Here is a 13,575-nt window from a genome sequence, read left to right as displayed (position 1 = left end):
GCCATGCCGCCCGGCACCGGCCTGCACGCGCCGCAGCCCGGCGCTGGTCTGTCGGCTGCGGCCGAGTTTGGCGCTGCCCCGGTCCGGCCTGCCGCCGACCCTGCCGCCACGGCCGAGTCTGCCGCCGCCCCGGCCCGGCTCGCCGCCACGCCGCCCGGCGCCCTGGCCTGGCCGCCCGCCGATGCCACCGCGGTCGACGTCAGCGACCTCTACGCCGACCTCGCCGCCGCCGGGCTGGACTACGGGCCCGCCTTCGCCACCGTGCGGGCCGCTTGGCGTCGCGGTGCCGAGGTCTTCACCGAGGTCGCCCTGCCCGAGGACCGGCACGACGAAGCCGCCGCCTTCGGCCTGCACCCCGCGCTGCTCGACGCCGCCCTGCACGGCATCGGGCTGTTCGCCGAGGACGGCGCCGCACCGGAGCTGCCGTTCGCCTGGCAGTCCGTCTCGCTGCACGCGGCGGGCGCCACCGAACTGCGGGTCCGGCTGGTCCGCGGCGAGGGCGAGGTGTCCGTCGAGGTCTTCGACGGCACCGGCGCGCCGGTGCTCGCCGCGGAGTCCCTGCGGACCCGGGCCGCCGACCGGCCGCAGGCCCGCTCGGACGCGATGTTCCAGGTCACCTGGACCGCGCTCGACCCGCAGGCCGCCCCGCGTCCCGACCGCGTCGGCGTGCTCGGCGCGGACCAGATCGGGCTGCCCGCGGCCGTGCGCTACCTCGACGTCTCGGCCGTCGCCGCCGCGGAAGAACCGCCGCGGGTCGTGTTCGCCGCGTTGTGCCACCACGGTTCCGGCGACCTCGCGGCCGACGCCCACGCGGCGGCCGAGCAGGCGCTGACCCTGGTGCGGTCGTGGCTGGCCGACGCCCGCCTCGAAGACGTCCCGCTGGTCCTGGTCACCCGCGGCGCGGTCGCGACCGGCGACGAAGCCGTCCCCGACCTCGCCCACGCCCCGGTGTGGGGCCTGGTGCGGGCCGCGCAGTCGGAGCACCCCGGCCGGTTCGTCCTGCTGGACACCGACGGTCCCGTCTCGCCGGACCTCGTGTTCGGCGCGCTGGCCGAACCCCAGCTGGCCCAGCGCGGGGAGCGGTTGTTCGCCCCGCGCCTGGCGGCCGCGCATGTGTCCACTGTGGACGCCCCGGTGTTCGGCCCGGACAGCACGGTCCTGATCACCGGCGGCACCGGCGGCCTCGGCTCGGCGGTCGCCCGGCACCTCGCCGCGTCCGGCGCGCGGCTCGTTCTGGTGTCCCGCCGTGGTCTCGACGCCCCCGGCGCGCCCGAGCTGCGTGCCGAGCTGGGCGCGGACATCGTCGCCGCGGACGTCACCGATCGTGCCGCGCTGGCCGACGTGCTGAACCGCTTCGCGATCACCGGCGTCGTCCACACCGCCGGTGTCCTCGAAGACGGGCTGGTCACGAGCCTGTCGCCGGAGCAGCTGCACCGCGTCCTGGCCGCGAAGGTCGACGCGGCCGTCCACCTGCACGAGCTGACCCGCGACCTCGACCAGTTCGTCCTGTTCTCCTCGGCGTCCGGCGTGCTCGGCAGCCCCGGCCAGGCCAACTACGCCGCCGCCAACACGTTCCTCGACGCGCTCGCGCAGCACCGCCGGGCGGCCGGCCTGCCCGCGCACTCGCTGGCGTGGGGCTCCTGGGAGCACACCGCCGCGGGCATGACGACCGAGCTGACCGACGCCGACCGCGAGCGCCTCGAACGCTCCGGCGTCACCGAGCTGAGCGTCGCCGAAGGACTTCGGCTGTTCGACCAGGCCTGCGCGAGCGAGCAGGCCCTGCTGGTGCCGATCCGCCTCGACCGCGCCGCCCTGCGGGCCGTGCCGGACCTCCCGCCGCTGTTCAGCGGCCTGGTGCGCCCGCAGCTGCGGCGCGCCGCGCAGGCCGCGCCGAAGGCCGAAGCCGGCGCGTACACCTCGGCGGAGGAGCTGTCGGAGCTGGTCCGCGGGCAGGTCGCCGCCGTCCTCGGCCACGACTCGGCCGCCGACGTCGAAGAGCAGACCGCGTTCAGCGAGCTCGGCTTCGACTCGCTGACCGCGGTGGAGCTGCGCAACCAGCTCGCCGCGGCCACCGGCCTGCGGCTGCCCGCCACGCTGATCTTCGACTACCCGAACCCGAAGGTCCTGGCCGCGCACCTGGCCGCCGAGCTGTTCGGCACCACCGACGTCGTCGCGACCACGACCACGTCGGCGGCCGCCGACGACCCGATCGCCGTCGTCTCGATGGCCTGCCGGTTCCCCGGCGGGGTCACGACACCCGACGCGCTGTGGGACCTGGTCAGCACGGGCGCCGACGCGATCGGCGAGTTCCCGGCCGACCGCGGCTGGGACCTCGACGCGCTCTACGACCCGGACCCCGACCGGCCCGGCAAGTGCTACACCACCCGCGGCGGCTTCCTCTACGACGCGGGCGACTTCGACGCCGAGTTCTTCGGCATCTCACCCCGTGAAGCCCTGGCCACCGACCCGCAGCAACGCCTGCTGCTGGAGACGTCGTGGGAGGCCATCGAGGGCGCGGGCATCGACCCGCGGTCGTTGCGCGGCAGCCAGACCGGCGTGTTCGCCGGGGTCATGGGCGCCACCTACGGCACCGGCATCGGCGAGCTCGCCGACGAGGTCGAGGGCCACCTGACCACGGGCGCGGCGGGCAGTGTCGTGTCCGGGCGCGTGTCCTACACCTTCGGCCTCGAAGGCCCGTCGATGAGCATCGACACGGCTTGCTCGTCTTCGCTGGTCGCCCTGCACCTGGCGGTGCAGGCGCTGCGGTCGGGGGAGTGCTCGCTGGCGCTGGCCGCCGGGGTGCACGTCACGCCGACGCCGGACGCGTTCGTGTTCTTCAGCCGCCAGCGCGGGCTGGCGCCGGACGGGCGCTGCAAGGCCTTCTCGGCGGACGCCGACGGCTTCGGAGCGGCGGAAGGCGCAGGTGTCGTCGTGCTCGAACGGCTTTCCGAGGCCCGGCGGCACGGGCACCCGGTGCTCGCCGTCGTGCGCGGCTCGGCGGTCAACCAGGACGGCGCGTCGAACGGCCTGTCCGCCCCCAACGGACCTTCGCAGCAGCGGGTGATCCGGCAGGCGCTCGCCACCGCCGAACTGGCTGCATCGGACGTCGACACGGTCGAGGCGCACGGCACCGGCACGCCGCTCGGCGATCCGATCGAGGTCCAGGCCCTGCAGGCCACCTACGGCGTCGATCGGCCCGCCGACCGCCCGCTGTGGCTCGGCTCGCTGAAGTCGAACATCGGCCACGCCCAGGGCGCGGCCGGCATCGGCGGTCTGATCAAGATGGTGCAGGCCCTGCGGTCCGGGGTGCTGCCGAAGACGTTGCACGCGGAGACGCCGTCGGAGCAGATCGAGTGGGACGGCGGCGGGGTCGAGCTGCTGCGGGAGTCCCGGCCGTGGCCGTCGGTCGACCGCCCGCGCCGCGCGGCTGTCTCCTCCTTCGGGATCAGCGGCACGAACGCGCACGTCGTCCTGGAGCAGGCGCCGGAAGCTCCCGCGCCGGCTCCCGGGCAGGCACCGGTCGTGCCCGTCGTGCTGTCGGGCAAGACGCCGGAAGCCCTGCGAGCGCAGGCTTCCCGGCTGCGCGAGTGGATCTCGGCCGAACCGGACGTCGCGCTCGCCGACCTCGGGCACTCCCTGCTGGCCGGGCGCACCGCGTTCGCCCACCGCGGCGCGGTCGTCGCCGCGGACCGCGACGAGCTCCTCGCCGGGCTGGCCGAGCTGGCCGCGGGGGACGACACGAACGTCGTCACCGGCACCGGCTCGGGCACCGACCGGGTGCTCATGGTCTTCCCCGGCCAGGGCACGCAGTGGGTCCACATGGGACTGGAGCTGGCCGGGCGGGAGCCGGTCTTCGCCGCCCGGCTGCGGGAGTGCGACGCGGCCCTGTCGGAGTTCGTTGACTGGTCGCTGTTCGACGTGCTCGCCGACGAAGCCGCCCTCGAGCGGATGGACGTCGTGCAGCCCGCGCTGTGGGCGGTGATGGTCGCGCTGGCCGAGCTGTGGCGCTCCTACGGTGTCGTCCCCGCCGGGGTGATCGGGCACTCGCAGGGCGAGATCGCGGCCGCGACCGTGTCCGGCGCGCTGTCGCTCGAAGACGGCGCCCGCGCGGTCGCGTTGCGGGCCAAGGCCTTGCGCGTGCTGGAAGGCGCCGGTGGCATGGCCTCGGTGCTGCTGACGCCGGAACGCGCGGCCGAGGCCCTCGAACCGTGGGGTGGCCGGCTGACGGTCGCCGTCGTCAACGGGCCGTCGCAGGTCATCGTCGCCGGCGCCAACGCGGCCCTGGACGAGTTCGGCGCGGCCTGCGCACGCGACGGCGTCCACTACCGCCGGGTCAACGTCGGCTTCGCGTCGCACCACCCGAGCGTCGGGCTGTGCGAGGCGGAGATCACCGAAGCCCTGCGCCCGATCCGCCCGGCCGGCACGGACATCCCGTTCTACTCCTCGACCCGCGGCGAGGCGATCGACACCGCCGAGCTCACCGGCGAGTACTGGTTCGAGAACACCCGGAACCCGGTGTGGTTCCACCGGACGGTCGTGACGGCGCTGGCGCAGGGCTTCACGCACCTGGTGGAGGTCAGCCCGCACCCGGTGCTCGGCGGCCCCCTCGCCGACGCGGCGGACACCGCCGGCCGCGCGGTCGCGGTGCTCGGCACCCTGCACCGCGACGGCGGTCAGCGCCGGTTCCTCACCTCGGTCGCCGAGCTGCACGCCCACCACGGCGCCGTCGACTGGTCCGGCTTCTTCAGCCGGTCCGGCGCGCGGAAGGTCCCGCTCCCGACGTACGCCTTCCAGCACCAGCGCTACTGGCTGACCCCGCGCCCCGGCCAGGACCGGAGCGGGTTCACCGGCGGCGGGCACCCGATCCTGACCGGCGCCACCGACCTGCCCGACACCGGCACCCACGTGTTCACCGGGCAGGTGTCGCTCGGCAGCCACCCGTGGCTGGCCGATCACGCGGTCCACGGCGACCCGCTGCTGCCGGGCACCGCGCTGCTCGACCTCGCGCTGCACGCCGGGTCGCGCACCGGCCGTCCGCACGTGGCCGAGCTGACCCTGCAGAGCCCGCTGATGCTGCCCGGCCGCGGTTCGGTCCGGGTCCAGGTCACCGTCGGGCCGGACGGCGAGCTGGACATCCACTCCCGCCGGGAGGACGGCGGCTGGATCCGGCACGCCACCGGTCTGCTCACCGACGCCGCCCCGGCAGCGGGCTTCGACCTGACGGCCTGGCCACCCGCCGGCGCCGAAGAAATCGACCTCGACGGCCTTTACGCCGAACTCGCTTCCGGTGGGTTCGGTTACGGGCCCGCGTTCCAGGGCCTCAAGGCCGCCTGGCGCGCCGGCGAGGACGTCTACGCCGAGGTCGAGCTGCCGGGGGAGGCCGAGAGCTTCGGCGTGCACCCGGCCCTGCTCGACGCCGTCCTGCACGCGATGTCGCTCGGGGAGTTCGTCACGCCGAGCGAGCACCCTGATGTCGTGCGGCTGCCGTTCTCGTGGGCCGGCGTGAGCCTGCACGCGACCGGCGCGACCACCTTGCGAGCCCGGCTCTCCCCGGCGGCCAAGAACATCGTCGCCGTCCAGCTGGCCGACCCCACCGGGACACCGGTCGCCGAAATCGAGGCGCTGGAGTCCGCGGAGGTCGACGTCAAGCAGCTCGGCGCGTCCGCCGTCGCCGCGAACGACACGCTCTTCGGGCTGGACTGGGTGGGCGTCGCCCTCCCGGCCGGCCGGCAGAGCGTCGCCCTGCTCGGGCCCGACCGCTACGGCGTCACCGGCCACGTCGATGTCGCCGAGCCGGCCGACGTCGTGCTGGCCTCGCCGCAGTCCGTCGGGGAGGCCCTCGACCTGATCCAGGGCTGGCTCGCCGACGACCGGGAGGTGCGGCTGGTGCTGCTGACCGCCCTGGCCGCCGGCCCGGACGTCGCCGACCTCGCGACCGCCGGGATCTGGGGCCTGACGCGGTCGGCGCTGTCCGAGCACGGCGACCGGTTCGCGCTGCTCGACCTCGACGGCAGCGCGGAGTCCCTCGCGGCCCTGCCATCGGCGCTGCTGAGCACCGAGCCGGAACTGCTGCTGCGCAAGGGATCCGCGCTCGCCCCGCGGCTCACCCGCACACCCGGAGCGGTCGCGGAACCGAGGACGTTCGACCCGGACGGGACGATCCTCGTCACCGGCGGCACCGGCGTGCTCGGCTCGCTCGTCGCGAAGCACCTCGTGGCTTCGGGGGCGCGGCACCTGCTGCTCACTTCGCGCTCCGGGGCTTCGGCGCCGGGCGCGGAGGAGCTGCGTGCGTCCCTGGAGGGCGCTTCGGTGACGATCGCCGCTTGCGACACGGCCGACCGCGAGGCGTTGTCCGCGCTGCTCGACACGATCCCGGGCGAGCATCCGCTGACCGCGGTGATCCACACCGCGGGCGTCCTCGACGACGCCGTCGTCACGAACCTGACCCACGAGCAGCTGGACCGCGTGCTGCGGCCCAAGGTCGACGCCGCCTGGAACCTGCACGAGCTCACCAAGGACGCCGACCTCGCCGAGTTCGTCCTGTTCTCTTCGGCCGGCGGCGTGTTCGGCGCGCCCGGCCAGGCGAACTACGCGGCGGCGAACACCTACCTCGACGCGCTCGCCCAGCACCGCGTCGCGACCGGGCGGCCGGCCTGCTCGCTGGCGTGGGGCCTCTGGGCCGACGCCAGCGCGCTCACCGGCGACCTCGGCGCCGCCGACCGCGCCCGGCTCGGCGCCGGGCTGAGCGCGGCCGAAGGGCTCGCGCTGTTCGACACGGCCCGCGCCCACGGCGCCGCGCTGCTGGTCCCGGCCAAGCTGGACCTGGCCGGCGTGCGGGCCCGCTCGGCCGAGGTCCCGCACCTGCTGCGCGGGCTCATCCGGCCGTCGGCGGCCCTGCGGACGGCCGCGGCCGCGTCGGCGGCTTCGGCGGACGCCCTGCGGCAGCGCCTGACGCCGCTGACCGGCGCCGAGCGCGAGCAGGTCCTGCGCGACCTCGTGGTCACCGAAGTCGGCCGGGTGCTCGGCTTCGCGGCCGGCGCCGACGTCGACCCCGCGGCCGCGTTCACCGAGCTCGGCTTCGACTCGCTGACCGCGGTGGACCTGCGCAACCGCCTCGGCGCGGCGACCGGCATCCGGCTGCCCGCCACGCTCGTCTTCGACTACCCGACCGCGCACGCGCTGGTCGAGTACCTCGACGGCGAGCTGGCCCCGGCCGAGCCGGCCGTCCCGCCGGTGCTCGCCGAGCTGGACCGGCTGGAGGCGTCGCTCACCGGCCTCGGCGACGACGTCCGGGCGCAGGTCCGCGACCGGCTGACCGCGCTGCTCGGCGGCTGGGACGGCGGCCGGCGCGGCGACGACGTCGCCGGCCGGCTCGACGCGGCAAGCGACGACGAAATGTTCGAGTTCATCGGCAAGGAACTGGGGATCTCATGACCGGCACGGAGGACAAGCTCCGGCACTTCCTCAAGCAGGTGACCGCGGAGCTGCACCAGACGCGGCAGCGGCTGGCCGCGGCCGAGGAGACCGAGGCGATCGCGATCGTCGGCATGGCCTGCCGGTTCCCCGGCGGCGTCGACTCGCCGGAGGCGCTGTGGCGGCTGGTGTCCGAGGGTGTCGACGCGGTGCGCGAGTTCCCGGCCGACCGCGGCTGGGACCTGGAGCGCCTCCGCGACCCCGACGGCTCCGCCACGCGGCACGGCGGTTTCCTCGACGGCGCCACGGAGTTCGACCCCGGCCTGTTCGGCATCTCGCCGCACGAGGCCCTCGGCATGGACCCGCAGCAGCGGCTGCTGCTCGAGACGTCCTGGGAGGCACTGGAGCACGGCGGCATCGACCCGCTGTCGCTGCGCCGGGCCAAGGTCGGCGTGTTCGCCGGCCTGATGAACAGCAGCTACGCCAGCGGCGCCACCGACATCCCGGCCGAATCCGAAGCGCACGCGGCGCTGGGCAACTCCACCAGCATCGCGTCGGGCCGGATCTCCTACACGTTCGGTTTCGAAGGCCCGTCGGTCAGCGTCGACACCGCCTGCTCGTCTTCCCTGGTCACGCTGCACCTCGCCGCGCAGGCCCTGCGCACCGGCGAGTGCTCGCTGGCCCTGGCGGGCGGGGCCACGGTCGTCTCGCAGCCGGACGCGTTCATCAGCTTCAGCCAGCAGAAGGCGTTGTCCCCCGACGGGCGTTGCCGCGCCTTCGCCGAAGAGGCCGACGGGTTCGGCATGGCCGAGGGCGCCGGGATGCTGGTCGTGGAGCGGCTTTCCGACGCGCGGCGGCTCGGCCACCGGGTCCTCGCGCTCGTCCGCGGCTCGGCGGTGAACTCCGACGGCGCGTCCAACGGCCTCACCGCCCCGAACGGCCCCTCGCAGCAGCGGGTCATCCGAGAAGCGCTCGCCGCCGCTGGACTGTCCACATCGGACGTCGACGCGCTCGAAGCGCACGGTACCGGGACCTCGCTCGGCGACCCGATCGAGGCGCAGGCCCTGTTCGCCACCTACGGCAAGGAGCGCCCGGCCGCCCGCCCGCTGCTGCTGGGCTCCCTGAAGTCGAACATCGGTCACACGCAGGCCGCGGCCGGTGTCGGCGGCGTCATCAAGATGGTGCAGGCACTGCGGGCCGGCGTGGTGCCGCGGACCCTGCACGCCGAGCACCCGTCGTCCCATGTGGACTGGAGTGCCGGAACCGTCGCGCTGGTGCCGGAAAACGTGCCGTGGCCCGCGGTCGACCGGCCGCGGCGCGCGGCCGTGTCGTCGTTCGGGATCAGCGGCACGAACGCGCACATCATCCTGGAGCAGGCTCTTCCGGAACCCGCGAGCGCGTCGCCCGAAGGCGCTTTCCCGCTGGTCCTCTCCGGCAAGACGGCGGCCGCACTGCGCGACCAGGCCCGGGCGCTGCGCGACGCGCTCGCCGGCGGGTTCGACCGGGCCGACGTCGCCCACACCCTCGCCACGGCCCGCGCCGCGCTGCCGCACCGCGCGGCCGTCGTCGGCGCGGACGTCCCGGCGGCCCTGGCCGCGCTGGCCGACGACGAGCCGAGTGACCAGGTCGTCCGCGGGGTGGCCCGCGCCCAGGGCAAGGTGGCGTTCGTCTTCCCCGGCCAGGGTTCGCAGTGGCCGGCCATGGCCCGCGAGCTGCTGACCGCCGCGCCCGCGTTCGCCGAAGCCGCCGAGGAGTGCGCGAAGGCGTTCGACGCGCACCTCGACTGGTCGGTACTGGCGGTGCTGCGCGAAGACGCGGGCGCGCCCGAGCTGAACCGCATCGACGTCATCCAGCCGGTGCTGTTCACCGTGATGGTCTCGCTGGCCGCATTGTGGCGCTCCTATGGTGTCCAGCCCGCGGCCGTCGTCGGCCACTCGCAGGGTGAGGTGGCCGCGGCCTACGTCGCCGGCGGGCTGGACCTCGACGACGCGGCGTTGATCGTCGCGGCGCGGAGCAAGGTGTCGGCCCGGCTGTCCGGGCACGGCGCGATGGCGACCGTCGCGCTCAGCCAGGAGCAGCTGACGCCGCGCCTCGAGCCGTGGGGTGAGCGGCTGTCGGTCGCGACGGTCAACAGCGCGTCCTCCTGCGGGGTTTCCGGCGAGCCGGCGGCGCTGACGGAGTTCCTCGCGGCCTGTGAAACCGACGGCGTCTGGGCGAAGCGCGTGCCCGGCCTCGACACCGCCGCGCACTCCGCGCAGGTCGACGCCCTGCGCGACGACCTCCTGCGCGACCTGGCCGGGATCCGGCCGCGGCGCTCGACGATCCCGATGTACTCCACCGTCACCGGCGCGGTGCACGACACCGCCGGGTTCGACGCCGGGTACTGGTACCGGAACCTGCGGCAGCCGGTGCTGTACGAGCCCGCTGTCACGGCGCTGGCGCAGGACCGGCACACGGTGTTCGTCGAGTGCAGCCCGCACCCGGTGATCGCGATGCCGACCCGGCAGACCCTCGAAGCCGCGGGCGCCGAGGCCGCCGTCGTCGGGTCGCTGCGCCGCGAAGACGGTGGCCTGCCGCGGTTCTTCGCCGCGCTCGCCGAGGCCCACGTGCACGGCGCCGTCGTCGACTGGGCGATCGGCGGCCGGCTCGCCGACCTGCCGACCTACCGCTTCCAGCGGCAGCGCTACTGGCTGGGCGCGCTCAAGACCACCGGCGACGTCACCGCCGCAGGCCTCATCGGCACCGGTCACCCGCTGCTCGGCGCGGCGGTCGCGCTGCCCGAGTCGGACGCGGTCCGCTACACCGGCCGCGTCTCCCTGGCCACCCACCCCTGGCTCGCCGACCACGCCGCCATGGACGCGGTGCTGCTGCCGGGCACCGCGTTCGTCGAGATGGCGATCGCCGCCGGCGCCGAGTGGGGGTACGGGACGCTGGCCGACCTCACCCTGGCGGCCCCGCTGGTGTTGCCCGCCGAGGGGTCGGTGCAGCTACACCTGGCGCTGGGCCCGGCGGGCGACACGCGCTCGGTCGACGTCTATTCGCGGGCCGAGGGGACCGAGTGGACCCTGCACGCCACGGGTTCTCTTGTCCCGACTTCGGAGCCGCTCCCGGACGTCGGCGCGTGGCCGCCCGCGGACGCGTCGCCGGTGGACCTCGAGCACATCTACGCCGAGCTGGCGGTGATCGGGCTCGGCTACGGCCCCGCGTTCCAGGGCCTGCGCGCGGCCTGGCGGCGCGGCGACGAAGTGTTCGCCGAGGTCGACCTGGACGCTCCGGGTGACGGGTTCGCCGTCCATCCCGCGCTTCTGGACGCTTCGCTGCACGGGGCGCTGCTGGGTGACCTGCTCGGCAACGGGCGTCCCGGGTTGCCGTTCTCCTTCACCGGTGTGCGCCTGCTCCCTTCTGCGAGCACTGCTCTCCGTGTCCGGCTTTCGCCTGGTGCGAACGGGATGCGGCTGGCGGCGACGGACTCCTCGGGCGCGCCGGTGTTCTCGGTGGACGCCGTGCAGACGCGCGACCTGCCGTCGGCCGACCCGCTCTACCACGTCGACTGGACCCCGGCGCCGGTCTCATCGTCCACTGTGGACATCGCGGTGCTGGACGAGGATCGGTTGGGCCTCGGCCTGCCGGTCGTCGCCATGGCTTCCGCACCAGCCGTCCTGCTGGCCACTGTGGACTCATCCGGCGCCGATCTCGCGACCGCCGCCCGGAATGCGGCGCGCTCGGCGCTGGACCTCGTCCAACGCTGGCTGCGCGAAGTGCCGTCCGGTAGCAAGCTGGTGGTGGTCACGCGCGGCGTGGCCGAGGCTTCCGCGCGTGGCTTGCTGCGTTCGGCGGCCGCGGAGGAGCCCGGCCGGTTCGGCCTGCTGGACCTCGACGACGGTCCCGTGCCCGCACTGGATGCCCTGGCCACCGACGAGCCCGAACTCGCGGTGCGCGACGGCGTCGTGCTCGTTCCGCGGCTGGCCAAGACGTCGCCGCCTTCGGGATCCGCATCGCTGGACCCGGAAGGCACCGTGCTGATCACCGGCGGCACCGGCGCGGTCGGCGGGCTGCTGGCCCGGCACCTCGTGACGGCGTACGACGTCCGGAACCTGCTGCTGGTCAGCCGCCGCGGCCCGGACGCGCCGGGCGCCGACGCGCTGTCGGCCGACCTCGCCGACCTGGGCGCCACGGTGACGATCGCGGCCTGCGACACCACCGACCGCACCCGGCTCGCCGAAGTGCTGCGGACGATCCCGGCCGCGCACCCGCTCACCGCCGTCGTGCATTCGGCGGTGGTGCTCGACGACGGCCTGGTCAGCGGCCTGACGCCGGAGCGCCTCGACGGCGTGCTGCGGCCGAAGGCCGACGCCGCGGTGGCGTTGCACGAGCTGACCGCCGACGCGGACCTCAAGGCGTTCGTGCTGTTCTCGTCCGCGGCCGGCGTGTTCGGCAACCCCGGGCAGGGCGCGTACGCGGCGGCGAACGTCTTCCTCGACGCCTTCGCCGAGCACCGCCGGTCCCTGGGCCTGCCCGCGCACTCGATGGCGTGGGGCCTGTGGGAGGAACGCGGCGAGTCCACGGCGTCGGTGTCCGGCGGCGGTCTGTCGACGAAGGCGGGGCTCGCGTTGTTCGACGCGGCGCTGGCCGGGGAGCGCGCGCTGTCCGTGCCGCTGCGGCTGGACCTGCCGGCCGTCGTGCGTGGTCAGGGCGGTGAGGTGCCGCCGTTGCTGCGTGGCCTGGTGCGGGTGCCCGCCCGGCGCAAGTCGTCGCGGGAGCTGGCTTCGCGGGTCGCGGCGCTGGCCCCGGCCGAGGCCGAAAAGCTGGTGGTGGACCTGGTGCGCGGGCACGTCGCCGACGTGCTGGGGCTCGCCGACGCGGCCGAGATCGGCCCGGCGGCGCGGTTCCTGGAGCTGGGCGTGGACTCGCTGACCGGGGTCGAGCTGCGGAACCGGATCAACGCTTCGCTGGGCCTTTCGCTGCCGGCGACGCTGGTGTTCGAGCAGCCGACGGTCCTCGACGTCGCGCAGGCGGCGGTGGCCGGTTTTGCGCCGGCCGCTCCCGCGGAACCGGCCGGGGTGTTCGGGCCGATGCTGGCTTCGGCGGCGGGCCGGTTCGGCGAGTTCGTCGAGCTGCTGGCGCGGGCGGCCCGCTTCCGGCCGGCGTTCGGCCCGGGGGAGCGCCCCGACGGCGTCGACGTCGTGCGGCTGGCCAAGGGGACGGCGGAGAGCGAGCTGATCTGCGTGCCGTCGGTGCTGGCGATGTCGGGACCGCAGGAGTACGCGCGGTTCGCGGCGTCGCTGCGGGACCTGCGTTCGACGTCGGTCTTGACGCTGCCGGGCTACCACCCGGGGGAGCCGCTGCCCGAGTCGCTGCCGGCGTTGATCGACGCGCTGGCCGAGGTCCTGTCCCGGCACGTGTCGGGCCCGTTCGCGCTGGCGGCGCACTCGTCGGGTGGCCCGGTGGCGCACGAACTCGCCCGGCGCCTGGCGCCGCGCGGTCTGGTGCTGCTGGACACGTACCTGCAGGGCGCGGAAGTCCTGTCGGACGTCCAGGACGAGCTGACGGGTGAAATGGCAGGAGCATCGGTGGGCGACGCGCGCCTGACGGCCATGGGCGGCTACCTGGACCTCTTCGACGGCTGGACCCCTTCGGCGCTCACCACCCCCACGCTGCTCGTCCGGGCCGGCACCCCGCTCCCATCGTGGGCCAACCGCCCGAACTGGCAGGCAACCTGGGACGCGCCCACAGTGGACACCCCAGGCGACCACTTCTCGATGATGCAAGACCACGCCCCGACAACAGCAACAAAGGTCCACACCTGGCTGTCCTCCCTCTAACCCTCGCCCACCGGCCCTCCTGCCCCCCAGACAGGAGGGCCTTTTCGCCGTGTCGCCTCCCCAATCACAAGTGATGCCCCTCCAATCACAAGTGATGCCTCGCCAATCACGCGAGATGCCCGCCCAATCACGCGAGTTCCGCCTTCGATCACGCGAGTTCGGGCTTCAGTCACGCGAGTTCGGGCGAAGGGGTGCGAGATTCGAGCCGGGGAGGGGTCTGTCAAACGAGCGGTGTAACTCGGGTTGAAAGGATCTACTTGCGTCCGGCGGCCAGGCGGCCGTCGAACGCGATCTCGAACGCGTTCAACGCGGGTTTCCAGCGCATCGTCCAGCGTTTGCG

Annotated in this window: 1 protein-coding gene and 1 pseudogene; both read left to right on the top strand. The window is 74.7% G+C overall.

The window, feature by feature from the left end; translation table 11 throughout:
- Positions 1 to 7,434: type I polyketide synthase (locus M8542_RS49460; RefSeq protein WP_257927402.1), on the top strand; the 7,434-nt coding region annotated here is incomplete at its 5' end.
- A gap of 35 nt (positions 7,435 to 7,469) precedes the next feature.
- Positions 7,470 to 13,235: pseudogene (locus M8542_RS50785) on the top strand (type I polyketide synthase); the annotation flags it as partial.
- Between the last annotated feature and the right edge of the window lie 340 nt (positions 13,236 to 13,575).

It is taken from the genome of Amycolatopsis iheyensis (genome assembly GCF_024703995.1).
Classification (GTDB): Bacteria; Actinomycetota; Actinomycetes; order Mycobacteriales; family Pseudonocardiaceae; genus Amycolatopsis; species Amycolatopsis iheyensis.
This window is presented reverse-complemented; position numbering and strand designations above follow the sequence as displayed.